The following is a 26957-nucleotide window of genomic DNA, read 5'->3' as shown; positions in this document are numbered from 1 at the left end:
TGCTGGGACCTCCCGCCCTTCTGCTCGTCGGATCACCCTATGCATTCCCTCTCGAATCTGCGCATTGGTCAGCGCCTGGCGCTCGGCTTTCTCGCCATCATCGTGCTGATGGTGATCCTGACCGTGGTCGGCATCCAGCGCGTGCGGAGCATCGACCAGCAGCTCACTGCCATCAACGAAGTCAACAGCGTCAAACAACGCTATGCCATCAACTTCCGCGGCAGCGTGCATGACCGCGCGATCGCCTTGCGCGATGTGGTGCTGATGGATGAGCCGGCAGACCGCCACGCGGCCGAGCAATTGATCGACAAGCTCGCCGCCGACTACGCCCGCTCCGCGCGACCGCTGGATGCCTTAATTGCGGCGTCAACGGACGCAAACGAAAAGGCGATCCTGCAGCGGATCAAATCCATCGAGCAACGCACCATGCCGTTGATCGCGCAGGTCCGCACATTGCGCGATGCCTCGGACAAACCGCACGCCGAACAGCAGCTGTTGCAGCAGGCCCGCCCTGCCTTCATCGACTGGCTGGCCAGCATCAACGCCTTCATTGACCTGCAGGAAGCCAAGAACCGCGTCGCCGCCAAACAGGCCGTTGCCACCGCACGGGGCTTTGCGATGTTGATGGTGGTCTCCACCGTCGTTGCATTGCTGCTCGGTGCAGGCATCGCGTTCCTGCTCACCCGCAGCGTGGTGCTGCCATTGCGCCAGTCACTGCGGCTGGCCGAGCGCATCAACGAAGGCGATCTGCGCAGCCAGGACACCCCGACCGCCAACGACGAATCCGGCCAGTTGCTGCGCGCCATGCAGCAGATGCAGCACCGCCTGCAGGACGTGATCTCCGCACAGCGCACCATGGCGAGTCGGCATGACGCTGGCGAGATCAGCTACCGCACCGATGCGCAGCGTTTTCCGGGCGAATACGGCCACATGGTGCAGGACACCAATGCGCTGGTGCATGCACATGTACAAACCCAGCTGCGCATGACCGAGGTCATGGGGCGCTACGCCGTTGGCGACCTGGCACCAGAGATCGAACACTATCCCGGCGAAAAAGCCGCCATCACTGCCACCATGCAGCAGGTCAAGCAGAACCTGCGCGCCATCAATGCGCAGATCCACACACTGACCCAGGCCGCATGCGCCGGCGACTTCGCGCTACGCGGCCAACCGGAACACTTCGAGCACGACTTTCGCCTGATGGTGGAAAACCTCAACACCATGATGGCCACCTCCGACACCAACCTGGCCCGGTTCTCCGAGCTGCTGCGCTCGATCGCCGACGGCGACCTGACCGTGCGCATGTCCGGCAACTTCCACGGCGTGTTTGCTTCCATGCGCGACGATGCCAACAGCACCGTGCACTGCCTCACCGACATCGTCACGCATATCCAGACCACTTCCAACAGCATCGGATTTGCCGCCGAAGACATCGCCAGCGGCAACCAGGAACTAGCACGCCGCAGCGAACAGCAGGCCGCCAGCCTCGAGGAAACCGCCGCCTCGATGGAAGAGCTGACCTCCACCGTCAAGCAGAACGCAGAGCACGCCGGCCGCGCCAATCAGCTTGCCCTTGGTGCCGCGTCCATTGCCTCGCAGGGCCGCGATGTGGTCGCCCAGGTCATCGACACCATGTCCGGCATCGAAGCGGCGTCCAGACGCATCGCCGACATCATTTCCGTCATCGACGGCATCGCCTTCCAGACCAACATCCTCGCCCTGAATGCCGCCGTCGAAGCCGCACGCGCCGGCGAACAAGGCCGCGGATTCGCCGTGGTGGCATCGGAAGTACGCACCCTCTCGCACCGCTCCTCCGATGCCGCCAAGGAGATCAAGCGCCTGATCGACGACTCGGTGCAACGCGTGGCCGACGGCTCGGCACTGGTGCACACCGCCGGCACCACCATGGGCGAGGTGGTCACCAGCGTCCAGCACGTCACCGACATCATGGGCCACATCTCCGCCGCCTCGCAGGAACAGGCCAGCGGCATCGAGCAGGTCAACCACACCATCGCCCAGATGGACGAAACCACCCAGCAAAATGTGCGCCTGGTCGAGGCAGCAAGCACCGCCGCGCATGCGCTGGAAGACCACGCCGTGCAGCTGAGCCGCGCTGTGGAGGTGTTCAAGGTCAAAGCCACGGTGATGTGAGCATGACGGCCCAAATGCCGACCATCGTTCGCATGCAACGTCGGGGCCTGCGAGGGAATAGCTGCCGAGGCTGGAAGAAAGGTCGGCCGCTTGATGGCTTGCACTACGGTTGGCGGAGAGAGTGGGATTCGAAGTAACGCCTCGTAACCCACTGATCTGCAAGCAAAACACGAACCGGAATGTGTCCTGGTGAGTGTCTGGGGAGCATACGCCCGCCTTAGCAGCTCAGGCAACTCGCCGAGCGATCTCAAACGGTGATAAGCCTCACTCAATGAAGCCCCTGGTTCTCCACCTGGCGCGAACAAAGCTACCGAAGTCGTAGTGGTCTCCCAAAGAGAGCTTGTCCGCGTGATCAGACACGATGATCTGTGGCATCACCCCTGTTGCCTCTGCCGTCTGATCGCAGAACTTGGCGAGCTGGGTAAACATGTTGTTCACCTCACTCATATCCTCGTCGACTCGCGTCTCACGGCGGGACTGCTTGGCCAAATCTTCCGGATCAAATTGCTCTCCGTCATCCAACGACGCTGGGAAGTAGACCTGGGTTGGCTGATCCAGGAAGAGAACGGGTGGGATCTTGCAATTGGCCTCAGCTGCAAACTGAGCATGCAAGGCCAAAAAGAGCGCCAAGTGTGAGTAGAGCCAGTTCGCACCACTTCCCATCGACCGAAGATAGACCCGGCTCTTATCGTCTTGCTGATACCAAAGCTCAAATGTCTCGATATCAAAGCGCAGCCTCGAAGGCTTGTAGGTGCTTTCAAAGCCAAACCGATCGCCGAACCTGCACAGTTTGGCATCGATGCTTTTGCTCAACGCTGCAAGCCTCTGCTCAATCTCATAGTGCGCCAGCAGCTGACCGAGTCGGCTAACTTCTGCCGACAATCGCGCAGCTTGCTCGGACAATTCCGACTCAGGCTTGTCCAATTGCTCCTGGATTGCAATCTCAAGTAACAGTTTCGCCTTAGTCGCCTGCTCGTCGATGGACCCCGACGATTTAAGCCTTTCGGCCTCTTCGTCAATAGGTTGCATTTCAGCGATGATCGAACGCAGCCGCCCATCGATGACGCCTATCTGTTCTTGAACCTTTCGCCCCTCTGCTGCAAAGCTTTCGCGCGCGTAGGTCGACAGTGTGAGCTCACCGTTGAGCCAGTTGATGGCGTCTACGAGCCGATTGGCCTCAGTTGCCGCTAACGCCGTCTCGGATGCACAGACAGGACAATGGGCTTCAAAAAGCTCAGTCGAAGCAGGTAGACGGTCTGTCCTCGTATCCACGCTAAATTGCGTTGCGGAACTCACCGACTCTGTGACCAGCCTCAGCTGAGCTTGCAGCTGACGCTTCTCAAGAAGTGCCTCCACCCGCCTGCGGTTAAGCGCCTCTTTTCTGAACTCGATCTGATCAGACAGCACATCAATTCTGACCTGTCGCCCGGAGATCTGACGGAGCAGCTCGCGTGGACGCGCATGGATCTGCTCTGGGGTTGCCTCGATCAGGTCCACACCGGCCAAAGCCTTGAACTGCGCGAGGAGCTCCCGGTATTTCCCTATGGCAACGGCTTTGCGTTCGGCTTGTTTTGGGATCTGAGTTTGAACTCTTCTTAGCTCATTCCTGGCAATTTCTTGCTCTTTCAGAAGATCGAAATAGGCCTCATCGACCAAGCCCATAAAGATCTTGAAGTGATTGATCGCTTGGTCGCGTTTTTCCTTCTCATCAAAACGATAAAAAATCGCATGTTTATTAGCGACGAGGTTCTGATGTTGAAGCATGAACGAAGAGAAGCTTCGCACAGACGGGGTGGCAGCCTTCTTCCGACCAGCGAGCTTGAAGTATGGATCCTCATCGATATTTTCTAGCGTAATTGAGAAGTAGCGACCGAGGCTCTTGATGAAATCAGCCAGCGGCATGAAGTGCTTCTCAGCAAAAAAAGCCGCCGGCTGCTTGATTAGCGCCAAGAGTGCATCAGGATCAGTGCCTTGCTGTTCAAGCAAGAAGCATCGATTGGATTTCTTGTTACGTGCAGTTACCAAAAAATACCCATGGAACTGCCAGACCACAAAGAACGTCTCTGCTCGCTCCGTGATAATTCCAACCGGGATCGTATCTTCGCGACTGCCCAGACAGTAGTCAAAAATCTCAAGAATTGCGCTCTTGCCAGTTGAGGACTTGCCTGTAATGACATTAAGGCCCTGCTCGAACTTGACATGGTGCAGATCGCCATCCGTGTCGACGACACCGATGTAGCGGACAAAGGGTAATCCCCCCACTTCTAGCGGTCGCCAGAAGTGGAGCTAAGCGGCCATCGCCAACTTCATCGCTGGTGTGATGCCGCCGAGCGCCATATTCGGGCGCTCGTGGNCTGGCTGTCGGTAAAGCGGGACTTCTTCATGGAACCTCCTCGGGAAAGGGTACGAGAAAATTCCACTTCTGGCGTCTGCTAATGGGCGGGGGGATTACCAAAGCATTTCATAGTGACTTAAACCCCAACGTCCTGTAAATGGACACAACATCCGCCTCCGCAAAGATCAAGGATAGCCGACGGGCCGCATCCAAGTACTTCTGGACCGCATTGATCCCACGAACTTCACCGACGGACTTCACGGCCAACGCGTCAGTGATCTCGATCCTGCGCTCGGCTTTTAGAACAAGCAGCGCGGCATGAGTCAGCGCCTTGAACCGAGCGGTGTTCTGGACCAGACCCACAAGCCTGGACTGCTCGTGACAAAGCGTGCGCAGGCTGCTTCGACTATTCGCCGAGAGGAGATAGCTTTGCATCGCCGGAAAAAGAACCATCGGAAGAACCAAGTAGCTCAGCAACAGGTCTCGCTCACGAAGCACCGCCCCATCGTAAAACTGATGAATAACGGGCGCCAGCGCAAAGGGCGAGCGTTGAAGCGTATAAAGATGCTCAATGGCACCTGGCATCATTCCCAAAGCCTCCACTGGAAGTCGCTAGGCGAGCCCAGCGCATCCTGATCGGCCAAGAGATGGTAGATACCGTTGCGAAAGGCAACAGGTGTTAGATCAAAGCTCCCAAAATCCGTCACCGGTCGAGCGCATGACTCGTGATAGAAAGCGCATGACGCTCTTTGTCGCTCCGGATGGGTCAGCGATGTGTCACTCCGATAGATCAGAGCTAGGCGGGAAGAACAATGCAATCTCAGGTGATCGTTGCTATATCTCGCAACATCCTCCTTTGATGTCGCACCGTCTTTATAAAGCTCGACGATGAACTTCTCGGCGGACAAACGATCGATTGTGGCCTGTTGAATGGCGACCTCACCCGCTCCGATTTCGTCCAACTTCTTGACATACAAACGATCACGCACAATGGCTTCTTGCGCCTCCAAACCCAACGCTCGCTCGTCAAGGCGAGGGAATTTGACAGTGCCAGTCAGGTATCGCTTGCTGAGTTCAGCGAACTTCGTTGTGAACTGAGAACCAGTGAAGCTCCATCCGCTAGTCATCTTCATTGCGTTGGTCATGAACCCGAAAAGATCGTCCAGGAACTCATCCTGTCGATGAGGCAGCACAGCCCTTAGGTATTCCTGATTAGCCCCATCCCTCAGCCATGGAAGTTGCTTGCCATACGCAAAACGCGTTCTGGGCAAGGTGTGCAGCGCAGCAGCGCCGTCGCCAGCCGCGGCAGCATCTGTTNGCGCGTTCTTCGGAACCCAGGTGCCTGTACTGTGTGCCCATGCCGCTACCCTACGTCAAGGCGGGGTGTTGCACTTGGAAGTTGAGTCTAAGCTTCCCGCACATCCGGCCCCATAACGAGCCTTTGAAGTTTCAGAACATCTGGAACGCGTTGTTGTTCTGGCTTCTTGGAATTAGACCCGTCGCCTTCTGCAACGCCACTTTCCCGGGATGAGGATCGGTCCTTGTGCCTCTTTTCAGCTTCTTGATGGATATGCTCTAACGTCCCTAGACGTTGATCCACATCCATGTCGTTCCAGTTTTTTAGCGTAGTCCGATCGCCGAACTTCTGCGTTGTCAGCAGCACCAAAGAAACATAGTCCTCTTGCCGAAAATCGGAATTCAACCAGTTATTGAGCGTCTTCCAAATGTTCTCGTGACTGTCGGTCAGATCGCCATGGTAGTCCTTGACCTCAACTTGCTCTCGCCCCTCGACCGTGACGTCTCCATACACCTCGATCCAGAGAACGTCATCGGGTTTTAGCGTATGACAATAGTCAATGGCTACGTGCACCTGATATTTCAGTGCTTCTGAGAGCCGTGTGGCATCGAAGGGGAGCTTACCACCTAGGATCAGCTCGCTTTTGGCGAGTGCTAACTGGCCAGATGTGACCAGCGGCAGCAGCCCTTGACTAGGCGCGCTACTACGCTCTGATGACATGAAAACAGCCCCCTGTTTTATCAACTTCAAATCTTACCAACGATGCGTCGCGAAAATCCATTCTCAGGCTACGCCCATACTTTGATGCGTCGTGGCGCACAGGGTTGAAGGTGATTGAATGTTGTCAACCGCGACTTCGCCACATGTATGAATCAAGAAGATGGCCTTTGGCGCGCAAGAATGGCACTAAGAAGGTGATCGAGCGAGGCCCAGCCGTCCGTCCCTAGGCGTCATCATTGCTTGCAAGCGCCGCCTTTACCTCAATCAAAGCAAAGTCCAGCGTCTGGTAAACCACACGCACCGCCGTGGCGTAGCCCACTGCGACCGTGAAGACGAACAGGAACACGAGCACCCCAGCGATCGTTGGCCAGAGACTGGCCTCGAACACCTCTGGTGTGACTGTTGGTGAGAGCAAGCGAGCGCCGGCAAACCAGAACAGCGCACCCCACAAGATTCCAGCAAACACATTGAAGCGTGCTAAACGCTCCATAGCTTGAACTTTTACTAGCTGCACGCCAGAGGAAAGCCTTTCCAACTCGTCCTTGTCACCGGTTTGTTCAACGATAGCCGCAGCAAGCGCATCGATGGCCTTACCGCTGACTCCTGCCAACACTGTGCGACTTGGAAGTCCGAAGTAGACACAAAGCATCGCAATCGTCAGCGCCGCGAATCCCATCGCGGCGCTGAAAGCATGCTCGAACAATCGGAGGTATACAGCGATGATAAGCGCCAGAACCAAGGCCCAGACCAGACGCTTCCAAAGGATCCCAAGACCGCTGAGGATTAGCCATGGGCCGACCAAAAGCTCTTCCGATAGCGCGCGAAACGCATCATCCCGCTTTCCAAATGGTGTGCTCTTTACGACTTCGTGTTCCGCGAGCCGAATCACCGCTCTGATCCTATCAAACTCCATCTTGTGAATACTCCTGTTCTCACATCGTTGGCGGCAGCGCTGGCCTGAACTTTAACGTCAAGGCGACATGCGCGGCCTGCGGGGCTTCAACTGCCACCCACCTCCTTGCTCGATGCTGGCTTCAACGTCATCACTAGCAACCACAGCCGGCGGCGTTTCGGCCCAATCCGTTGTGAAACTCTTCTCCAACGCCTGGCGGGCCTCTGTCATGTCTTGACGCGCTTTGTTGATCCGCCAGTTCTGGATTGCCACGATCCGAGGCGAGACATGCACCTTCGCACGCGCTAAGCGTCTGCGTGCTCGGTGAGCGGCTTGCGTGTTCGAAAAAGGATCATGATCTGCAAGATCCGCTTTTGCCTTCAACACTCTCATACGCGCGCGATGCGGGCTCACCATGGCGTGAACATAACGGCTTACTGCCTTCGCCAAGACTTCCGTATCTTCGAACAAGAAGGGCTTTGTGGCGTAACTATCTGTTCGCCGGCAAAGTAGGCTTGCGTATGCTTGCTGAAAAGCGGGCTCGACCTGGATGCCAGGAATGAGCCTCAACACCTCCAATGATTGCTGCGCGACTTCACGCTGAGCTTCCAGCCAGTCTTCGATGAGCTGCGCTTCTGCGTTTAAGATCTCCGCATCTTTGCCCGTGGAGCGAGCCAAGCGCGTCACGCGGCTCAGTTGGAGCGTCTTGCCGGTGTAGGGCGTATACAGCCCAGACCGAGGCGCAGGCTGACGCGCCAAGCGCTCTTTCGCCTCTTGCACAGGACTGACCCTGTGCTTCATAGCAAACGCCGCGCTTCCGCTAGACCCGGCAGCCTCTCTCACTCTGTCTTTGAGTGCTGCGGCATGACTATGTGCGTTAGGCACATCTTGGACGATGCTGCCGCTTTGCTTCATGTGGTCCATGACGATCTTCGAAAGCTCCATGGCCGCTTCCCGCCCACCGACACCTCTGACCTCTGCGGTGAACTTCGCTTTGCGTATGATCGCAACCTTTGCTTTGCCCAAGTGCCTGGTCGGTGCTCGCGTCAATTCGCGGGCCCGATCAAAGTCACCTCGCAAAGCCGCATCTCGGGCTTGGTCTTTGAGCGAGCGATGATCGACCCTTGCCGCCGCTCCGGCCTTGGCCAAATGCCGATTGATGACCTGGGCGATGTCCTTACGAATTTGCCGAAGCTCACGTGTTCCGCCCCCCTGCCGCGCATCAAAGACTGCGCACGCCCGCTCGCCTAGGCCGTGCGGCCCGACCTTGCGAGCGCTCATGAGGAGATGGACATGATGGTTGCGTTGATCCCCCAGCTTGCTCGGGGTATGGACTGCGACGAGCACCGCCACATCGTAGCGATCGACAAGCAGCTGCCCGAGCGCCAGGGCCAGAACCTTCCGCTGCGAGTCATCCAGGCTGTGCGGCAGTGAGACTTCAACCTCACGGCACACTCTTGCATTTAGTCGCGTCTCGGCCGCTTCATTGGCGACCCAAAATTTCTTAGCGTCCAGGCACCATGCAGGTGCGCCCTTGGGTGCCAGCATCTGATAAAACGCCACGCCATGGCGCCGTGTGTAGTCGTGGCCCAAACCTGTGCTGGTATCGACTAGGTCAAAGCCAGCGCGGTAGGCCGCAGCAGCGACGGACGAGTCGCCTTTTCCTCTACTGAAAGATTTCATCGTTGCGTGATAGATCGCCATCTTCAAGCTCCTTGGTTGTTGGATAACCCAAGGAAGCGGCGAAACAGATCCTGTCTAGGCTTCGATCGCCTCGGCGATTCTGAGCTTTACGTCTCAGGGTTTTTCGCCCTGTTGAGCAGCGCTAGCAGCTCAACGAGGTGGCCAACGGCCACCGCACCGACGACCTGTCGGCGGCGCACGGTTTTCGAGAATCGAAAACCATAAGTGCGTTCTTGCTTGTCGTTTTTGGGTTTGCCCGGATGCTGGCTTGCAACCCAACCAAAAGCTGCCGTGGCGTCTGTATCAAGTGGCGAAAAAAGCGCCAATTCAAATATGAACGAAAAATGAATTTATCCTATTCATTTTCGCCTCTATTCCGGCTACTCACTGCCTCGCCCTCACTCCGTGGCATTGCGTCGATTGACGTTCCCTCTTCATGCGCCTGGGCCTCTGGCGCATCGCAATCGGTCGTGGGCTTCGGCAAAGCAGCCAGTAGCGTTTCAAGCTCTTCTAGCTGGCTCTCCGACAACTGACGCACCAATTCGAAGATCTGGCCGAGCCGATCGGATTCGGCAACTAGCGCGCTCAACGACACGCCAAGTGCCTCAGAAAGCTCGTAAGCCGTTTTGAGGTCGGGGGCGTGAAGCTCAATTTCATAGCGGCTGATGCGTGACTGAGCGATGCGGCCCTCCAATCCCAGAGCGGCACCCAGTTCCTGCTGAGTCAGACCAACGGCTTGACGACGCGTTTTAAGGCGCGCAGCAAACAGCGACAGGATTTCAGGGTGGCTCGCACTCATCCCTACAAGGATGAACGTGAGTTACGCGCCTGGCAAAAATTCGTTGAACGAATGATTCGTTGAACGCATACTCATGCCATCCGGCGGCGGTGTCAACCGCCCCGGCAGGCGGTTGATGCCTCGACTTCTGAGCCTGACCGCCAAGCCGGCTTCTCCTCCACGTAAGGAAACACATATGTCCAAAGCACGCGTTGCAGTTATCGGGATGTTGGCGTCCGTTTTGGCTTCCTGCTCTGGCGGTGGTCCATCTGAGTCGGAAAGGGAGCATGCGTTCTTGCAGCATGTAAAGGAGAACGGCAGTGACGAAGGCCGCATCGAAGACTTTGAGAGTCATCAGTGCACCAAGGCAGAAAGCGCGCCGAGCTACAACTGCGATGTGAGTGCCAAGGTGCAAGATCTTGGGCGCGATTTTGGACATCAGATGGACGGCATCTATGCCTTCGACGTCCCCCCAAGTTTGAGTAGCGCCTTAGTTTGGAGTCCAATTCCCTACCCCGAGGAGATTGGACGTGAAGAAGCGTTTTTCCGAAGAACANAAGCAATCGGCGGAATGACGCCGACGGCCTATGCCCAGCACCTGGCCAACAGCGATATCATCAACCCCGGACTCTAAACCCGACTGCTACTCAGGATGGGGGGACGTCGCCTTCTCCAAAGTGGGTGGCGTTTGGAAGGTCACTGGACGCGTCCAGTGATACGCCAACAGCCGGCGTAACCATCCCACTTAGGAGCCTCAATGACCGTCTGGACCTTCCTTTTCATTCTTCTTGTTGGTGGCGCAGCGGCCATCGTCATTGCGTCAAGCATGGCTTTGAAGCTGCGCAGTGAGCGCGCAAACTTCAAGGGCGATTACCAACGAGGCCACTTCCACAAAGGCACTGCGGTTGCGCTGTCCACTGCGCGCAGTTCGATCAAGCTCAAAGCTGGCCGTGCGTCCAAGACTTACTCGTTCACCGATGTGCGAGCTTGGGAAAAACACTGGCACAACTACAACCGCGAAGGCACGCTCACCATTGATGTCAAGGACATTGATCATCCTGTTTGGACGATCAAATTCGCGAACCAGACTGAAATGAACAAGTGGTATGAACTCGTGCGACAGTCGGTCAACGAGAAGTTGAAGCTCTGATCTAGTATCGATCAAGAAAGTTGCCTAGGCTTGACGGCGAAGCCTTCTGTGCTACGAATCGAAAGACCTCATTACTAGGATTCGTAGCCATGCCTTCTGCCGTCAACTCTTATATTTCCCCAATAGACGAACAAGAAAGCCAGTTGCGCCAGGCACATGTCGAAAGCTGGATCATTCAGCAGCAAGGGGCGGGCTTTGGCATCGATCAACACATGACCGACGCTCTCAATGCCTATCTTGATGGCCGGTTCGATCTGCCTGGGCTGCTGACGGAGCTTCGTCGCCCCTACTTGAACTGATCTCGCCAGCGGGTGCATGCACGACCTGCGAGCCTACCGGGGAACTTTCACTGAAAGCAGAAGCATTCAAGCTCAGGTCTTGGCGTTCTCGATGTGCCTGCTCTGCTGTGTGTCCGGTCGGCACGCCTAAAAGTCGTCCTTCTTGACGGTAGCGAGTCAAAAGCTGCTCAAAACCTGCCTGCCCTTGCACGAATATGGCCTCCCCTCGCCTGACTGCCAAACGCTCCGGCAAAGACCACGGCTTCATGCTCAACTCAGAGGGCTTACTTGGGGCCAAGTGCTCTTGGACGCGCTGGTTGATCATGGCCCGGATCCATTCCACTTCGCCTTTTCCATTGATCCGCCCATCCAAGACACGCGTCTTTTTGGTCAGACCCGACGCTTCCATGCGCCTGGTCGTGGCGAGCAGATGAGCATAAAAGTAGCGAGGATCATCCTTGACCGGTCGATGATGACTTGCTTGCAGCGCAAAGCCATATCGCTCGACCAAACGATGCGCGATATCCAGGGTCAGATCCCAGCGCTTTGAGTCATCCAGTTCATGCGGCAACGCGATCGTGAAGTCACGACACACGGTGCTGTTCTTCCGGTGCTCAGCCGCCTCGGCGGCAGACCAGAGCGCTTGCGGGTCATCAGTCCAGCTCGGTGAGCCAGGGGGAGCGAGACAACGCGATTGGATGATGCCTGCCCTGCCCCGGTAGTCGTGCCTAACGCCTGACTTGGGGTCTACAAGCAAATAACCGCCGCGATAGGCGGCAGCGGCCAAGGCGGAATGCCCCTTGGCTCGGCTGTAAGTTTTGATGCGGATGTGTTTGATAGCCATATGTGTTCCTGAGTCAATGCCATTGGTTGTGACTCAAGATTTCTCCAAACGCAAGAGCTAAAAACGCTTATTTTTAAGTAATTTTTGCTGCCTCTTATGGAATCTCAGCGAGCTTTGTTTGCTTAAAAAAAAACGCTGCGGCCTTGCGCGTTGTTGCTGGTATTAGCCCTATCGGAGAGGGCGGTCGAAAGTCTACGGGTTCGCTTTTACCATCTCAGGCGTAGCCCGCTCTCAGCCATCCAAGATCGCTTTCAGCTCGTCTCAGGTCTCAGTGGGCCCCTTCTTGACACCCGCCTCCTGATAGCGCGATAAAGGCGCTGCCGCGTGGGCAGAGCCCCCGGTGTTGTGCCTGCTTAGCCAATGGCACCAGGTGCCCGATCCGTTCTCGCAACGAGACGTCGGGAAAGAACTCCTGTTCCCTATGGACTAAGCATGCCCAAACTCCAACGCCTAAGAACCGACGCTTTCCACGCCCAAAAGGGTCGCTGCTGCTACTGCGACATGCCGATGTGGAACGCCTCTCCTGATGAACTAACGGTTTTCGGTCTACGCGCCCGAACGGTCGCACCGCTGCGCTGCACCGCAGAACACTTGATTGCCCAGCAAGACGGCGGCAAGGACGTGGCTGGGAACATCGCGGCTGCGTGCTGGCTGTGTAACCAACGCCGGCACAAGCGCAAGTCTCCGCCCCCACCCGACGCATACCGCGCATTTGTGCAAAAGCGCTTAGCCAAGGGAAAGTGGCACACGCCCGGCCTGCTCAAACTGTGTGTAAAGCCACGCGCCGATGCAATCCCGCAAAGAGGATAGCTCCATGCCTGTATCCCCAGATAACGCCTATCGACTGCTTCATGCCTTTGGAATGATGGAGTTCATCCTCAAACAGCGGCAGGGATTTCTATCTGCGGGTGGGGACCCTCGCGAGCCGAAGCGGGCTAAGGCAAAGGCCAACTGGGATGCCGTGGACAGAGCGGTGCGCTACTTGCCCCATGAAGACTTCGCCGGCCGGGTGTCACCGGCAACGGTCAGGAAAATTCTTGGGGACGCACGTAATCGACCCCAGGTGCAGTTCGTGCGAATGAACGCAGACGGGTCTTGGCATGCGAATTTCGAAGACAGCCCATTACCAGCCGATGAGGCCGAAGCATTAGTGGTCGCCATGCGACGCGTCCGCAATAACCTCTTCCATGGTGGAAAGGAAGATCCTCTTGAAGAGCGCCACCCCAATGACGATAACGAGTGGGCAGCAGCGGCGGCGGAAATCGCAGAGCTATTGCTGGATCTGTTAGATCGGCAAATATTGCGACCAAGGGCAGCACCCTAATGGCTTAAACGCTGCGATATGGCGGTCATAGCGTCTGGGAGACGAATGAATGACAAGGGACCAACTATTCAATTGGTCATGGGACATGCGTCCGGCGACGGGCGAAGAATACGACGCGATGATGGTGTCGCTCGACAGGCACCTGGCGAGCCTTGGACTTACGCCAGCACAGCGCCCGCTCAATGCTGCGCTCGTGGTGTCATCCACGCTTGGACTGTCTGGAACGCCCATCATCGGTGGGTCGGGTGATCGTGGCGAGCCTTTCTCACCCCAAGATCTGCTGGCACGTGTGCATGAGTGGTATTCAGATACCTATGGCGACAAGACGAAGATCGACTTCTCCCCGGGAAGTATCGTGGTGTCTTTGCACGGCAACCTCTGGGAAATGAAGATGCCCAAGGTGTGGGGTTCGTTTGATCTCTTCATTAGCCAGGACCTGAGCAATCAAGGCAATTACATTTCCTCTAAGGGGTCGCCACCGGTAAGGCACAACATTCTCAGATCAGTTCAAGGCATGACCCAAGCCTACGCATCACGCTTACAGAAGGACGATCTGCTGCTCCTTGCCGACAAGTTTATCAATAGCTACCCAGCGATCGTCTGCCTCGATGACTTGAAAGGACATGACTTGTTCGAAGAGGCTCGGGGAGACTATCGACATAGCGTGGATGCTCTGCTGACGGGCCGGGAGCTGGGCAAGGCTAGATGGGACACGGCGCAATGTGCCGAGAAGGTCTTGAAAGGCTTACTGGCACGCGAAGGCCACGCATTTCCAACGTCAGGAGCCAAGGGCCATGATATTTCCCATCTAGGTGCGCTCGTAGCGGAAAAGCTTGGGATTTCGCTATCTGCTGCGGATCTGAGTGCCGTGCATTGCACGCCCGCCGTTCGTTACGGCGAGAAGAAGAGCAGCATGGAAGAAGCATTGGCGTCGCATGGGGCCTTGGTTCGAATACTAGGTGCTCTCGCAAAAGCCGAAGCTCACCACGCCCATTGGCCTGAAACCTGATGATCGCCTAGAACGGCGGCGGATCATCTTCGGTGTAATGCTGTGGCTCGGGGATGAGCCCAGCAAGCTCGGGGAACGCCAGACGAAGTGCGCTATCGAAACGGTGCTCTTCCTGGTAGTCAGAGCTTCCAGATGCTACTCCTTCGTCCCACTTCTCCATCTTCTCAACCCAACGACCCTTGGTGTCCTGCTCCTCGATACCAGCCAAGCGACCATAGTGTCGAAGAGCCTCAACGAACAGCCAAAGACTAGGCTTTTCAGCGTCCGGGACATGGTGCACTGCTGGCCAGAACTGCTGGTATTTCCAACCCACTGCTCTACCTAGCTTGGCCAAGAACATTGACCTGACCATGCCGACGAACGCGAAGTCATGGCGGGAGGGAAGCTGGACGCCCTTCCTATTAAACCTCTGCCGCAAGTCTTCCCACTGGCGATCGATTGTGTCCACATCGGGGCGCACCCGACCCTCAAATGCCTCGTAGGTGAGCCAGAAGTCCTCGAACCGTTTCCACAGCGGCGGCCCATCAATCTCTTCTTGTAGCTGCGCTTCCAGTGCGTCTGTATCAACGTAGAACGCCCTCTGCCGCTCCTGGTCGATGGTTAGCTCATTGAAGCGCACCAGCTTACGCTGTCGCGTCCAGATAATCTTGTCTTCATGGCGAGACGGCTGCGCCCAATGACATTCAAGGACCAACGCCCCTGCTACCTTCGAGGCTTCCTCGGTCGTCTCGTTGACCACGAAGGCGTTTCGATTGTTGTTGTCGAAGATAACTTCCATCATCAGCCGCGCATGATCTAGGTCGAACTGTCCGAACACCCAGACAAGCAATCCACCCTCTGATTTGTAGAAGACTTCTCGCTCGGCCATGACCCGGCCGAAGGTTGTGGACAACTGGACTTCGAAAGCGACCTTCAACTCATGCTTAAAGGTCGAGCGGACATCCGGACGCCGATATTCCTTGCCCTCACGACCCTTCCATGTGCCCTCAATAACCGGTTCGGAGAACTGTGGGTCATTCCGCAGGCTATCGGCCACGAGATTCTTTATGCGGATGTGCCGCTTACTCTCGCGCTGCCCATGATAGCGAAGCGCGTTGATCTGATCCTCTGTGAGGCGAGACCGCGTAACCGCCGGGCAACTACCGTCTTCCTGGAAATGCTTGAAGTAGAAGTGCTGGCGATCTGGGGCGGAGCAGAGATAGACGGGCACGCCGCACAACGCACATAGCAAACGACCCTGCCCGCTCTTGCGGGAAATGTGCAGTGCTTTGTAAAGCACCATGACTAGGTGTCGGTCGTCCCCCACCACATCAACGGCATCGAGGGGCTTCCCGGTCTCGTCGTCCAGGAGGCGGGTGATCTCGGGAGACTGGACTAGGAGAGTGGCCATCATACAAAGATGGCAAAGGTCAGTCGCAGAGTGTAAGACCGGCCACTCTATGGCTTGGCCTCGCGCTCACGATACGTCTCGGAAATGAAGTCGATGAAGGCGACCGCAGCACCCACGGCCAGCCTGGCATGCCGCGGTTGGAGACCGCGATGTTTTCCGTCGCGACCATGTCCCGTCCCGTAAAGTCCACGCAACTCCGCCAGGTTGTGAGTGAGCGAGGTGAGGTTGCGCAGAATGAGCTTGATGTTGTTTGCACCCTTAGCCTCATCAGTGATCCCCTCGGGAACCAGGTTCAATTCCTTCACGAGCATCTTGGTTAGGTCAGCGAGGTCCGCAGACTTGCCGTATTCGACGCCACGCTTGGTGAGGATGGTCTTGCAGCAGGTCTCTACAAGTTCTTTCGCGGTGCCAATCGCCAAGTCAGGGTCGGCGTCCACCGCATTCTCGAGACGCTGAATCTCCTTCGCCATCCAACCTGCATCCAAGGCGTCGGCAACGGTGCGAGCGCGGGAGACCGAGCGGGTTCCGTGGTTGGATACCTTCCGAAATGAGAAGCGTGGTCGACCGCCAATGCGCTCCTCCTCCGCAAGCTCCCAACCGGCCCGACGAAGCTGATCGTTGAACTGAGAAACTATACGCATCATCTCATCACGATCAGGGCGAATCACAGGATGCACGATCTCACAGAGAAAGCGCAGGAAGTCCTCTGCCGAACCGCCAAGCAAGTTGAATCGTTTGTCAGTGAACACCCAATCAGCATCCCAGTCGTCATTGTTGACGGTGTGCTGCCAGATATCCCCAGAGGCATCGGTGAACCGACCATCGCCAGAAGGAAGGCTTTCCAGATCGTAAAGGCGACTCAGGAATTCGACGTCATTGAGCTGCCCCTGCCAATGGACGCCTTCAAGCCGCATGCCGTCCACGATGTTCTTCCGGATATCTTTGCCTAATTGCGCTCCTTAGACTCAACTTCCAAGTGCAACACCCCGCCTTGACGTAGGGTAGCGGCATGGGCACACAGTACAGGCACCTGGGTTCCGAAGAACGCGCTTTGCTTCAAATTGAACTCGGTAACGGAATGAGCATCAACTCCATTGCAAGGCGACTCAATCGCAGTGCGTCCACCCTGTCGCGCGAGATAAGGCGACAGGGCGAACCTGTCTATGCGGCAACCAGCGCAGCCAGCAACTATCGGCTGCGCCGCAGAGCGTGCGTTCGAAGGCGCCGGCTTGTTGAAGGCAGTGCGCTCTTTCAGCAGGTGCGTGACGACTTGGTTCTGTATCGTTGGTCGCCCCAGCAAATTGCTGCCAAGCTCAAGGCCATGCATCCGGATGATCCAAGTCAACGCGTGAGTCACGAAACAATCTACGCCGCTATCTACGCGCATCCGCGTGGTGGTTTGAAGAAAGAGCTTGTGGAGGCGCTTCGTCAGCACAAGCCGACGCGAGGCTTGCGCCGTACAACCGCTGCCAAGCGCACGTGGGTGCCGGAGGAGCTGCGTATCGTCCATCGGCCTGAAGAGGTGGCGCAGCGCTTGATTCCTGGGCACTGGGAAGGCGACCTGATCAAAGGGGCTTTCAACCGCTCGTGCGTAGGCACGCTGGTGGAGCGAAAGACGCGCTTTGTGGTGCTGTGCAAGATGGATGGCTGTACTGCACAGGATGCGCTGGAGGGCTTCACGCGACAGATGAAGAAGCTGCCGCGTTTCCTACTGGGAAGCCTCACCTATGACCGCGGAACCGAGATGACGTGTTATCCAGAGCTGATGAAGCGGCTCAACATCGATCTTTGGTTCGCCGATCCACATGCGCCCTGGCAGCGCGGCAGCAATGAGAACACCAACGGCCTGCTGCGCCAGTTCATGCCAAAAGGCGCGGACTTGTCCAAGGCGAGCCAGGAGTATCTCAACAACGTCGCCGACCTGATGAACGCCCGGCCACGGCAGACGCTTGGCTGGAAGACGCCGAACCAGGCGCTGGAAGAAGAGATCGCTCAATTCAACTCACGTGTTGCACTTGCAAGTTGAGACCGCCCTCCTTCGGTCCGCCACTCCTTGGACACTGCTCTTGATGGAACAATAGACGTCGAATACCAATCTGACGTCTCATGCTCCAAAACAGTCTTCAATCGTGCATTGATTTGCTCTTGAAGCTGCTCGCGCCTGGATCCTAGTCGGGCATAGTCGTGTGGCGGTAGATCGAAGAATATGGTCCAGATCTCGGTGCCGCCATTCCAGTTGTCGAATCCGGTTTGCTCAGCGCGAGCTGGATAGGTGCGGACAAACGCCGCCACCTCGCTCATGCCTTCTGCATCTAGCAGTGCAACGACAGTTCCTAATACGACGTCAAGGCTATCCTTGTTCATAAGCGGCTACGGCGCTTCAAATTCCAAGTTCCTTCTTGCAACAGTCCCAGGGAGCGCATCAGAAGTTAACGCGGATGCGCCTCTGCCCAACCGGATACATGGCCGGCCAGCCGTGCAGCAAATGCTCGCAAACCCGTGGTCTGCGATAGTTCTCGATAGTCGCCACCCGCGCGGGCAGTGCGGGACGAGGCAATCACAGTGGCCTGGGTGTAAAGCCCTTCTTGAATGAGCTTGCGACAAAGCACTTCATAGCGCGCTAAATAGGACGCACCCTTAAACTCAGGGAAGACGGGGAAATGCGGCGAACTGTCCCGCACTGCCTTCTGCGACTTCTCGCAATCCTCAACAAGGATCAGCCAGCCAGTGAAGGGTGGAAGCTGGTCGCCGAGAATGCCCTCGCGGATCGCGGTCGAAAGATCGTGCGCAGTGCCAATGGCTTCCTCAGCGCGGTTGTTGAAGTTGTTGCCGAAGGATGGGCCGACATGGCTTTTGAGTTCGACAGCAACGACGAGCTTCTTGCCATCAAACACCAGCACATCCCACAGCTTCGTCGGCCGGTAGTAGCCGGGCAGCGTGAGATTGGGTCGCCCTTTGACGCAAACCTCCGCGTTAGGCAACCCATTCTTGCGAACCAGACCTTCAATCATGGCCAGGAAGCCGTCCATGTTCCGGCCACCTAACACGCCAGATCGCTCACCACCCTGGCTGCGCTCTTCATCGTTTTCGAGCGCGCTACTCCTACCGTCCCAGAACTGAGCAACGCCCAGCCGCGCCAAGCGGTCGTAGTCAGCCAGATCCAATGCCATGTTTGTTCCCCTCAGACCGTAGTGATAATGTCTCGCTCGGCCGCGTTTAGTCCGTAAAGTTGATAGGTGGCACGGTTAGCGGCTTCGCGGTCCCCAGCGACTGCCGCCTCATGCAAGGCCTTCTGCAAAGGCTTCGGCACATTTTTCCAGTGAGGCACTCGGATCCGGCGCAGATACTGCGCCTGAAAACGCAAGAAACCTCCCATCATCGTGGTCGAATACGTGCCAACAAACAGCCGCGCTATCCCCGACATCAGCACGGCTTGTAGTGCACGAAGATCCCACTCGTTCGCTGTGATGAAGTAAAGATTGTGATGCGGATAGAGCTTGCCTTCCTCATAGACGATATGAGCATCGCCTTTGATGTCTGGAACCAACAGCTTGGGGGTTTTGGCTAGCGCAGGATAGATGCGGTCGATCGTGCGGAACCATCGCTCCGGATTTTTCTTGGCGACGTGCCGCGCCTTGATGTGCGCCGCATGCTCGTCAAGATAGGCCGCGAATTTCGGATAGCGCGCAAGATCTACAACCTGTCCACTGTCCTCGAAAGGATTGAGAACGCCCTTACCCTTCCAATCGACGCTCCCGCCACGCAGGTCTTGCGTTCGAACCAAGGGCAGCTTCCGACTCGGCTCAACATTGAGTGCCTTCATATCGTCGATGTAGACGCCATCGTTGCCGGTCGCCACACCAATGCCTACCTTGCAGCCTGCTTCTTCGAGCGTGGGCAGCGCCTCTTCAAGCCGACGCACCAAAGCCAAGCGATCAGCTTGATGCAATATCCAAGGCTCCGAGCCGTTGACCACCCCAGGCATCTCGACCACGCCTGCCTTCTGGGTCAACTTCGTGCCCGTCATTGCCTTCGCAAGCGGACCGAGCACCTCAGCAGAGATGGCCGGACGATAGGCCACCCGCGTAGCCCGCGTCTTAGCCTTGGGCTTTGGCCGCTCAATCACGGTGATCGCTGGATAGGTCATCACGTCCGAGAGAAATGCCGGCGTGTCCACCAGGTCAACAAAGTGCGTCAAGGCGAACTCGTGGGACACCATGGCTCGAAGCGGGCCGCCGTATTTGTTCTTAGTCCAGCGATCAGTGCAGATGAAGCCCAAACGCCCACTAGGCGCCAGAACCCCTAGGCAGCGCTCATAGAAGGGGATGTAGAGGTCAGCCCGGTCGTAAAGCGTTTTAAAGCGCGAACGGTATTTGGCAAGCAAAGCTGAGGGGATCAGCTCCTGGCGGACATAAGGCGGGTTGCCCACCACGAAATCGAACGTGTGTGGCAACGGCGCCATGAGGAAGTCGGCGCGGACTAGCCAATCCCGTCCCAGCGTTTCGGCAGCCGCCTTCTTGACTCCCAGGCGCAGCAGCTCCGCCACCACCACAGAGCGGGCAGTTTCAAGGCTCGACTCATGCACCTCATAGGCGCGAATGGCAGGCACCAACTCGTGGGCACCACGACTCAGGTCGCCCCCGTGGGTCACGTAAGACCGGACGAGTCGGCCAATGATCGGAAGCAGGAAGTCTGCGTGCCCAGCAGAAGGCTCGAGCAGCCTGGTTTGGGCCAAATCGCGGTCTTCGGTGTAGCCGACCAAGTCCAGGATGAACTCGACCACCTCCCTACGAGTAAAAATCGCCCCCCGCTCGTCGGCACTGGCCATAGAAAACTGCTTGGCGGACTCGCTCTCGTCGGCCAAAACGTCGGGGATGCCAGCAAGTTCAAGGTTCACGCAAGACTACTCGATTAGGTCGTTTGAGCAACCACAAGATTAGCCTGTCATGGCACTCGCGACCAGCTCTCCTGCCGCTTCTACAAAGCAGATTGACCGCTGTCAAAACAAACCACTGTCCCTGCGACGTCCCCCCAAGTTTGAGTAGCGCCTTAGTTTGGAGTCCAATTCCCTACCCCGAGGAGATTGGACGTGAAGAAGCGTTTTTCCGAAGAACAGATCATTGGCTTCCTTCNCGCCGACGGCCTATGCCCAGCACCTGGCCAACAGCGATATCATCAACCCCGGACTCTAAACCCGACTGCTACTCAGGATGGGGGGACGTCGCCTGCGATTGTGCTGCACTCAAGAAGGCCTTAGTTTGGACGCAGTCAGCATAGAAGCCTAGGCTCTTGGGGATGTAAGCTCCAAGCGACGCTCTGTTCGTTCGATCAGCGTTTGCTGGCGCTTGATGTAGGCCTCACCCTTCCTCAGGCGCGCAATCATGCCAAGCGGATAGATCACACACCCGTAGATCGACAAGCCAAGCAACCCTAGGCCTGGCACGATCCACTTCGCTCCACCAGTCATAAAGGCCAACGGGGCAAGCATGATGGCAATGCCCAAGATCCCGAAGCAGCAAAGCACCTGGATTAGCAGGAATTGCATGACATGAAGCTTGTCCTGGCCAAGGTGCTCAATCTTCCGCAGCTCAGCTCGATTGATGGCAAGGCCTATCCGATCGTTCCAGAAGATCGCTTTGCCGTAGGCCCAGCGCGCCAAGTAGATGACCGTCGAAGCCACCACGCCCCCGATAACCGCTTGCGCTAACCAATTGTCCATGAGTGATCCCCGTCAGTGAGTTTGGGGCTCGTGAGGTCTGCTTGCGATCCTCCTGCCCAGGACTCATTTCAGACGAGTTATGTCTCAAATTCTGCGACGCCTGCAAGCTCATTGCTGTCGACCTTGGATGACCAAATTCGAATTGCCTAACTGCCTTCTTAAGATAAATTAGATTAGGCAAAAGATATCTCATTTATCTGGCGTTCATTTTATTTGCGAGAGATATCTCTCGCTTTTTTGTCAGTTTGTTACTTTTAAACACTACAAGGTGGCAAGTGTCTACGCACGCTCGGCTTGGCACGTGCGAAGGTGGTCATCGGATTGAAGGTTGCCGGCCATAACCTGCTGCGTCTGGCACGATTGCAGCAGGCCGGGATGCGGCCGGTATGAATGCCGCAGGCCAGAAGAACGCCTCGCGCGCAGCGTCGGCGAGCTGAGAGCTTGGCCGACCATGTCAGAGTGCTGATGTTTCCAAGCATCGTCACCTCCATGCATGCGCCACATCGACTCCGGCATGGTTATTCGAGGTGCCCTTACCCCGACTTGACATCCGCTTGGCAGCAGAGATATGGGTCACACCCATCCCCTAGCCGCCAAGCTGGTGTGCTGACGCCCGCCGATGACCAGGTGGTCGAGCAGCCGAATGTCCAGGAGGCACAAGGCCTGCTGCAGGCGCTCGGTCACCTTGCGGTCTGCTTCGCTCGGCTCCGGGTTGCCGGAAGGGTGGTTGTGGAAGAGGATGACTGCGGCAGCGCTAAGCTCGAGAGCACGCTTTGCTACGACTCGCGGGTGAACATCGCACCCGTCGATGGTGCCGCTGAAGAGGTGCTCGGTGGCCAAGATGTGGTGCTTGGTGTCGAGGAAGACGACGCCGAACACTTCGTGCGGCAGGTGGGCGCAGCGGGCGATTAGGTAGCTGCCGGCCTGCTCCGGGCTGTGGATCCGACCTTGGCGTTGAAGGCGCTGTTCCAAGATGGTCGCGGCGGCGAGCAAGATGCCCTCCTCGTCCATCTGGAGCTGGTATTGAGCCTTCAGGTCTTGGGTGCGCTTCATCGGTTCTTCTTCACCAGCGCGTTGTGCGCCTCGTGGGAACCGGCAGGCGAAGCGTTCGGCTCGACCGCACCCGGGAGTGAGCACCGCTTGCGGCGCGCAGCGGAGGGCCGCAACAGAGCGTCAGCGACGAGAAGGAGGCCTGCCCTTGCGGATAGGGGCAGCGAAGCTAAGGTCCCTTGAGAGGCCCAGCGCTGGTGTAGACAGCACCATGCATGCCCTACAAGACCTGCGGGCTAAACGGTATTCGGATGGACGGGGGCGATTGATGTCAGCAGGCAATGGCTGGGCTTTGCAGCCAGTGATGGGCTACTGCGGACCTGAGCTTGCTGCCTTACGCATGCATCGCTGCGCATGAGAAGCACGCAGGCATCGGGGTGGGCTGGTCGGCACCAATGGGTTCAGAAGTGTTCGTCCGTGTTTTCCAGCCCGTGCCAGGACAAGATTTCCTCGGCCCGACGGCCAACGAACTGCGCGTCCTCGCTCGTCATCGCCTTGCTCTCGATAGCAGCAGCCATGGTGGCAAAAGCTTGCCAAAAATGACGGCGATCAGGACTTGAGGCCCGCAGGGCGGGCACCGCAGCATCCAGGCGTTCGAGGTGATGGCGAAGCTCAGCTCTGTCCATGGGCCTGAGTATCGGCAGTGCGGTCGCACCGCTTGAGACGCGCCGCAGCCAGCGCCGATCAGCACCCCGCCGCCACCCGTTCCAGCGGAGCCAGCACTACCACCATCGCCGCTCGAAGGCTGCTGTGCAATCTTCTCGGCCATTTCCTTTGCCTTCTTTCCGCAAGGCTTCTCAATGTAGACCATACATAACTGCTTCTACTGCCAGAAAGGCTCCAACATCCACCCATCGTGACAACCCAAAGACTTGATGTCGCAACCAGGCACCGCAATTTGCGGAAAGCTAGCTAAATGATCTCGGAACCGGTGGGACCAAGAGGTAGATGGACATATGGCTTGCATCAGATAGGATATGACGCAAAAAGTTGCATATGGCCGATACTTATTTATATTATGAAGAACTGAATCAAAAATCTGGATTTCCCCTTCTACTGGAAACTCCGGATAATCAATCATATTCCTGTTGAAGAGCCTGCCATGGTGTGCGGCAATATTCCGAATGTAGTTCACGGCGCGCAACCATGTCTCCATAATTGCTGAATCCTTTACGCCAAACCTCTCAGAAAGATCTAATCTATCCTGAGGCTTCATCCCACCATAGAATCGAGAGAGCAGGCCAAAATCCCATATTTCTATAGCCACCCATATCGGCAATGGAAGCCCATATGTATCTTTATAATGCTTTACAAAGTCTTCTTTGGATCGCGCCGTCGTTTCACCCAATTTCTCCAGCCAGACCTCATGATCGGTTCTACCTTGAGGCCCCCTTCTTTTCTTGGAAAAGTGACCATGGAGTTCGTTCGGATCACAGTGAGCAAATGTGTTTCGCTTCCCTAATCCATAGGCGATATCGACTCTTAGCGCGACCTCAATCCTCTCAATGGCATCGAGAGCGAGCATTCTTAATCGCTTATCGAATACATAGAGTTCTACAGCGCTCTGAAAGGAGGCCCCTTCATGGAAATCGTCTTCAACCTTCCTCGAAAATTTTCCATCCACTGTCACGATTGTGGACTTTCGGAACGGATACCAATAGGCACTTAGCCGGTAGTATCCGAGTCTGCGCAAATAGGATAGGGCGGCATCATCATCCGTGACTTCCAGGCCGCGAGCTTTGAGGCTCTCCAATTGCCTCTCGTAGGTCAGATGTGGACGCGTATAAGTAGACACTTCCGAGCCCTCCTTCGCCCAACAGAAAACCCACCCGTAGGCGGTAGTCTGCCAAGAGGGGTGGGTCGTGTTGAGCACATTTTTACTCAGCGCTATGCGCTTGTCAAGCAACTGGATCTCTAGCGGCAAGGAGACTAGCAAAGGCTTGCTAGAAGTGCCGGCGATCAAGGCTATAGGCCCGCAGAGCGGGCACAGCAGCATCCAGGCGTTCGAGGAGACGGCGAAGCTCGGCTCTGTCCATGGGGCTGAGTATCGGCAGTGCGGTCGCACCGCTTGAGACGCGCCGCAGCCAACGCAATACGGTCAAGCCTCTTCAGGTGCCGAGATGGCGCTGCTCAAGCGCCCCGCAGGGTGAGCGACCATCGGGTCCCACGTCCGGCAAGGTCAGACTGCACTCCTGGCATTCGTCGCACCATCGGTGTCGCGCCCTATCGGATGTCAGAAAGTTCCGATCCAGGCATATCGCTGCTTTGAATATAAATTCAGACTAACAATAATGAGCTAACATTTAACTTAAATTCATTTTAAAGATCGAGAAATAAGGTCATTTAGTTAGCTTATTTACTGCAAACAGTACGGAATTGACTGCGATAAATTTACACAAATTCCCTCGCAACCCTTGTTCCATAAGGTTTCCTGATTAGCCCTGACCATCAGCCGCCTGTCGCAGGATCTGCGCCGCGCTGGGTGGATGCTGCTGTCACCTGAAGCCAACGAGGTGGCGTGATGAGTATCAATGCCGTGCNCCTGATTAGCCCTGACCATCAGCCGCCTGTCGCAGGATCTGCGCCGCGCTGGGTGGATGCTGCTGTCACCTGAAGCCAACGAGGTGGCGTGATGAGTATCAATGCCGTGCAGTTCCAAGCGGGATTGTCGATGCCTGAGTTCTTCGCGTCCTACGGCACCGAAGCCAAGTGCTATCGCGCGCTTTACAAGTGGCGCTGGCCGCAAGGCTTTCGTTGCCCTGTTTGTGCCGGACGCGTGCGCTCGCGTTTCAAGCGGGGTGCTGCGATCTACTACCAATGCAGCGCGTGCCGGCATCAGACCAGCCTGATTGCAGGCACGATGTTCGAAGGCACCAAGCTGCCGCTGCGCACCTGGATGCTGGCGTTGCACCTGCTGACCTCGACCAAAACCAACATGGCCGCGCTGGAGTTGATGCGGCATCTGGGCGTCAACTACAAGACGGCCTGGCGGATGAAACACAAGATCATGCAGGTTATGGCCGAGCGCGAATCCATGCGGAAACTGGCGGGTTTCGTGCAGATCGACGATGCCTATCTCGGCGGCGAGCGTAACGGTGGCAAGGCCGGACGCGGATCGGAGAACAAACAAGCGTTCCTGATTGCGGTGCAGACCGATGCCACCTTCACCGCGCCGCGCTTTGTGGTGATCGAGCCGGTGCGCAGCTTCGACAACACCTCGCTGCAGGACTGGATTGCCCGTCGCTTGGCGCCCGAATGCGAGGTCTACACCGATGGGCTGGCCTGCTTCCGCCGGCTAGAAGACGCCGGCCACGCGCACACCACGCTGGACACTGGCGGTGGTCGTGCCGCGACCGAAACGGCCGGTGCACGTTGGCTCAACGTGGTGCTGGGCAATCTCAAACGCGCCATCAGTGGCGTGTATCACGCCATCGCGCAAGGCAAATACGCAAGGCGTTACCTGGGAGAAGCGGCCTATCGTTTTAATCGTCGATTCCGCTTGCGCGAGATGCTGCCACGACTTGCCACGGCCATGATGCAATCCACACCATGCCCAGAGCCGGTTTTNTGCTGCCACGACTTGCCACGGCCATGATGCAATCCACACCATGCCCAGAGCAGGTTTTACGTGCAGCGAGCAATTTTCATGGCTGAGAGTCGGGGCTAATCAGGTAAGGTTTTCCGCCAGGTAACGGATTAGCGAATCTGGCAGGCACCCCAGAGGGGACACCCCGACGCCTAAGGACTGCGCCGACACCGCAGATTTTTGTATCGCCCCCGTTGACGAATTTTCGTCCTGTCATATCCCTACTTCCATCTTTCGATGGAAGTGACCCATGACCAGCAACCCCTCCGCAGCACTCAACGATTACATTGCTTCGCCCTTCGGCCTCCTGCATTTGGAAGGCATCCACATTGGCCGCTACCGTATTGACCTCGCTATTGTCCGAGGCCGGGAAGCCGCCATCAATCTGCAAGAATGCATCCTCGCTGCGCTCGACGAAACCGGGCGAAAAAACGGCCTGAGGAACAGCACGCGCTATCCCGCGCAGCTGCCCATGGGCACGCCGGCGCGCCCTCTGGCCAAGGAGATCGAGGATCATCTGGAGGACATGCGTCGCCGGCAACTGGAGCCCAAAACCATCCAGTCCACCGAGCGCACGTTGAAGCTCCTGCTTCTTACCTGCGGCAACATCTCCGCGGCCCGAGTGGACTATTACCACATCCAGGCTTAGACTCAACTTCCAAGTGCAACACCCCGCCTTGACGTAGGGTAGCGGCATGGGCACACAGTACAGGCACCTGGGTTCCGAAGAACGCGCTTTGCTTCAAATTGA

Annotated in this window: 23 protein-coding genes and 4 pseudogenes; 9 read left to right on the top strand and 18 right to left on the bottom strand. The window is 56.9% G+C overall.

Translation table 11 applies throughout. The features are described 5' to 3' along the window. Window positions 1–39 precede the first annotated feature (39 nt). Entirely contained in the window at window positions 40–2151 is a 2112-nt protein-coding gene (locus tag XCSCFBP4642_RS0109210) for a methyl-accepting chemotaxis protein (protein ID WP_029219524.1), read from the top strand. Between the two features lie 264 nt (window positions 2152–2415). Here XCSCFBP4642_RS0109210 and XCSCFBP4642_RS0109205 read toward each other — a convergent pair whose 3' ends face one another. From XCSCFBP4642_RS0109205 to XCSCFBP4642_RS30735, 8 genes and pseudogenes are all read right to left on the bottom strand, one after another. Next, entirely contained in the window at window positions 2416–4413 is a 1998-nt protein-coding gene (locus XCSCFBP4642_RS0109205) for a DUF3732 domain-containing protein (protein WP_029219523.1), read from the bottom strand. 199 nt (window positions 4414–4612) lie between these two features. After that, window positions 4613–5074: a three component ABC system middle component gene (locus XCSCFBP4642_RS0109200; protein WP_029219522.1), complete on the bottom strand. Its 462-nt coding sequence runs from the start codon at window positions 5072–5074 to the stop codon at window positions 4613–4615. Continuing rightward, window positions 5071–5631, bottom strand: coding sequence for a hypothetical protein (locus XCSCFBP4642_RS28435; RefSeq protein ID WP_235048286.1), 561 nt, complete (start codon window positions 5629–5631; stop codon window positions 5071–5073). Before XCSCFBP4642_RS28435 ends, XCSCFBP4642_RS0109200 begins: the two co-directional genes overlap by 4 nt. Before the next feature lie 260 nt (window positions 5632–5891). Continuing rightward, the gene (locus XCSCFBP4642_RS24465; protein WP_053329539.1) at window positions 5892–6533 is read right to left on the bottom strand and encodes a hypothetical protein; all 642 of its coding nucleotides are present in this window, start codon (window positions 6531–6533) and stop codon (window positions 5892–5894) included. A 193-nt stretch (window positions 6534–6726) separates the two neighbouring features. Then, window positions 6727–7416 carry a hypothetical protein gene (locus tag XCSCFBP4642_RS0109190; protein ID WP_029219521.1) on the bottom strand — a complete coding sequence of 230 codons (690 nt, stop codon included), beginning with the start codon at window positions 7414–7416 and terminating at the stop codon, window positions 6727–6729. Window positions 7417–7473: 57 nt separating this feature from the next. Further along, window positions 7474–9099, bottom strand: coding sequence for a MobA/MobL family protein (locus tag XCSCFBP4642_RS0109185; RefSeq protein ID WP_029219520.1), 1626 nt, complete (start codon window positions 9097–9099; stop codon window positions 7474–7476). Window positions 9100–9185: 86 nt separating this feature from the next. Continuing rightward, window positions 9186–9404: a hypothetical protein gene (locus tag XCSCFBP4642_RS29175; protein ID WP_160170366.1), complete on the bottom strand. Its 219-nt coding sequence runs from the start codon at window positions 9402–9404 to the stop codon at window positions 9186–9188. 314 nt (window positions 9405–9718) lie between these two features. Further along, window positions 9719–9877: pseudogene (locus tag XCSCFBP4642_RS30735) on the bottom strand (helix-turn-helix domain-containing protein); the annotation flags it as partial. Window positions 9878–10052: 175 nt separating this feature from the next. Here XCSCFBP4642_RS30735 and XCSCFBP4642_RS24455 point away from each other — a divergent pair. After that, window positions 10053–10319, top strand: a pseudogene (locus XCSCFBP4642_RS24455) (hypothetical protein); the annotation flags it as partial. A 294-nt stretch (window positions 10320–10613) separates the two neighbouring features. Continuing rightward, window positions 10614–11006 (top strand): hypothetical protein, encoded by a 393-nt coding sequence (locus XCSCFBP4642_RS0109170; protein WP_029219517.1) that lies wholly within the window; start codon window positions 10614–10616, stop codon window positions 11004–11006. A 225-nt stretch (window positions 11007–11231) separates the two neighbouring features. On the opposite strand, the gene XCSCFBP4642_RS26780 is transcribed toward XCSCFBP4642_RS0109170, so the two are convergent. Next, window positions 11232–12128 (bottom strand): MobA/MobL family protein, encoded by an 897-nt coding sequence (locus XCSCFBP4642_RS26780; RefSeq protein WP_084624458.1) that lies wholly within the window; start codon window positions 12126–12128, stop codon window positions 11232–11234. A 360-nt stretch (window positions 12129–12488) separates the two neighbouring features. On the opposite strand from XCSCFBP4642_RS26780, the gene XCSCFBP4642_RS26775 reads away from it, so the two are divergent. The 3 genes from XCSCFBP4642_RS26775 to XCSCFBP4642_RS0109150 all read left to right on the top strand — a co-directional run bounded on the left by XCSCFBP4642_RS26775 (window position 12489) and on the right by XCSCFBP4642_RS0109150 (window position 14461). Beyond that, entirely contained in the window at window positions 12489–12938 is a 450-nt protein-coding gene (locus XCSCFBP4642_RS26775; RefSeq protein WP_084624457.1) for an HNH endonuclease, read from the top strand. Between the two features lie 4 nt (window positions 12939–12942). Beyond that, window positions 12943–13452, top strand: coding sequence for a hypothetical protein (locus XCSCFBP4642_RS0109155; protein ID WP_029219514.1), 510 nt, complete (start codon window positions 12943–12945; stop codon window positions 13450–13452). An 85-nt stretch (window positions 13453–13537) separates the two neighbouring features. Beyond that, on the top strand, window positions 13538–14461 hold the full coding sequence (locus tag XCSCFBP4642_RS0109150; RefSeq protein ID WP_033898192.1) for a HEPN domain-containing protein: 924 nt from the start codon (window positions 13538–13540) through the stop codon (window positions 14459–14461). 7 nt (window positions 14462–14468) lie between these two features. Here the strand turns inward: XCSCFBP4642_RS0109150 and XCSCFBP4642_RS0109145 are convergent, their stop codons facing one another. Together XCSCFBP4642_RS0109145 and XCSCFBP4642_RS0109140 are read right to left on the bottom strand one after the other, a co-directional pair. Continuing rightward, window positions 14469–15851, bottom strand: coding sequence for a DUF6035 family protein (locus XCSCFBP4642_RS0109145; RefSeq protein WP_228325840.1), 1383 nt, complete (start codon window positions 15849–15851; stop codon window positions 14469–14471). 47 nt (window positions 15852–15898) lie between these two features. Further along, window positions 15899–16765, bottom strand: a complete 867-nt coding sequence (locus tag XCSCFBP4642_RS0109140; protein WP_029219511.1) for an abortive infection family protein — start codon at window positions 16763–16765, stop codon at window positions 15899–15901. A gap of 95 nt (window positions 16766–16860) precedes the next feature. Here XCSCFBP4642_RS0109140 and XCSCFBP4642_RS0109135 point away from each other — a divergent pair, with 95 nt between their 5' ends. Then, window positions 16861–17877 carry an IS30 family transposase gene (locus tag XCSCFBP4642_RS0109135; protein WP_029218148.1) on the top strand — a complete coding sequence of 339 codons (1017 nt, stop codon included), beginning with the start codon at window positions 16861–16863 and terminating at the stop codon, window positions 17875–17877. Here the strand turns inward: XCSCFBP4642_RS0109135 and XCSCFBP4642_RS28430 are convergent. From XCSCFBP4642_RS28430 to XCSCFBP4642_RS26765, 7 genes are all read right to left on the bottom strand, one after another. Next, window positions 17844–18215, bottom strand: a complete 372-nt coding sequence (locus XCSCFBP4642_RS28430; protein WP_152527240.1) for a hypothetical protein — start codon at window positions 18213–18215, stop codon at window positions 17844–17846. The genes XCSCFBP4642_RS0109135 and XCSCFBP4642_RS28430 overlap by 34 nt on opposite strands. A gap of 65 nt (window positions 18216–18280) precedes the next feature. Next, entirely contained in the window at window positions 18281–19021 is a 741-nt protein-coding gene (locus XCSCFBP4642_RS0109130) for a PaeR7I family type II restriction endonuclease (protein WP_029219510.1), read from the bottom strand. An 11-nt stretch (window positions 19022–19032) separates the two neighbouring features. After that, window positions 19033–20748 (bottom strand): Eco57I restriction-modification methylase domain-containing protein, encoded by a 1716-nt coding sequence (locus tag XCSCFBP4642_RS0109125; RefSeq protein ID WP_029219509.1) that lies wholly within the window; start codon window positions 20746–20748, stop codon window positions 19033–19035. Between the two features lie 384 nt (window positions 20749–21132). Continuing rightward, window positions 21133–21570 carry a hypothetical protein gene (locus tag XCSCFBP4642_RS0109120; RefSeq protein ID WP_029219508.1) on the bottom strand — a complete coding sequence of 146 codons (438 nt, stop codon included), beginning with the start codon at window positions 21568–21570 and terminating at the stop codon, window positions 21133–21135. Between the two features lie 573 nt (window positions 21571–22143). After that, window positions 22144–22623 carry a JAB domain-containing protein gene (locus XCSCFBP4642_RS0109115; RefSeq protein WP_029219507.1) on the bottom strand — a complete coding sequence of 160 codons (480 nt, stop codon included), beginning with the start codon at window positions 22621–22623 and terminating at the stop codon, window positions 22144–22146. 398 nt (window positions 22624–23021) lie between these two features. Continuing rightward, window positions 23022–23246, bottom strand: coding sequence for a hypothetical protein (locus XCSCFBP4642_RS0109110; protein ID WP_029219506.1), 225 nt, complete (start codon window positions 23244–23246; stop codon window positions 23022–23024). 197 nt (window positions 23247–23443) lie between these two features. Further along, the gene (locus XCSCFBP4642_RS26765) at window positions 23444–24415 is read right to left on the bottom strand and encodes an Abi family protein (protein ID WP_160170364.1); all 972 of its coding nucleotides are present in this window, start codon (window positions 24413–24415) and stop codon (window positions 23444–23446) included. An 837-nt stretch (window positions 24416–25252) separates the two neighbouring features. Here XCSCFBP4642_RS26765 and XCSCFBP4642_RS0109100 point away from each other — a divergent pair. Together XCSCFBP4642_RS0109100 and XCSCFBP4642_RS0109095 are read left to right on the top strand one after the other, a co-directional pair. After that, window positions 25253–26210 (top strand): annotated as a pseudogene (locus XCSCFBP4642_RS0109100) (IS1595 family transposase); the annotation flags it as partial. A 246-nt stretch (window positions 26211–26456) separates the two neighbouring features. Continuing rightward, window positions 26457–26852: pseudogene (locus tag XCSCFBP4642_RS0109095) on the top strand (integrase); the annotation flags it as partial. Window positions 26853–26957: the final 105 nt, after the last annotated feature.

Origin of the sequence: Xanthomonas cassavae CFBP 4642, assembly GCF_000454545.1 — a bacterium.
Taxonomy (GTDB): Bacteria; Pseudomonadota; Gammaproteobacteria; order Xanthomonadales; family Xanthomonadaceae; genus Xanthomonas; species Xanthomonas cassavae.
This window is presented reverse-complemented; position numbering and strand designations above follow the sequence as displayed.